Source organism: Bradyrhizobium sp. CCBAU 11361, assembly GCF_028128935.1.
GTDB lineage: Bacteria > Pseudomonadota > Alphaproteobacteria > Rhizobiales > Xanthobacteraceae > Bradyrhizobium > Bradyrhizobium niftali.
The window spans coordinates 1-230 of the sequence record NZ_LBJZ01000027.1 but is presented as its reverse complement, the minus strand read 5'-3'; the positions used below and the strand labels follow the sequence as shown (position 1 = coordinate 230).

At 69.6% G+C, this 230-nt stretch carries 1 pseudogene; it reads left to right on the top strand.

The features are described from left to right. Window positions 1-230: pseudogene (locus XI08_RS09675) on the top strand (IS21 family transposase); the annotation flags it as partial.

The window sequence follows — 230 nt, the reverse complement described above, 5'->3', positions numbered from 1 at the left end:
GCGCGGCCCGCGCCGATCGGCAGCCAGGTCGTCGTGCGCATCTACACCACCACGATCGAGATCCGTGATCGCCACACCCGTGCGCTGCTGCGTGTTCATTCCCGGATGGCGCACCCCGGTTCTGTCGTCCTGCCGACCAGCGAACGGCCGTTCAACCCGTCGCGGCAAACCGCCGTGCTGCTGGCGAGCGCCGAGCGCATCGGACCGCAGACCAGGGCCTTGTGCCAGCA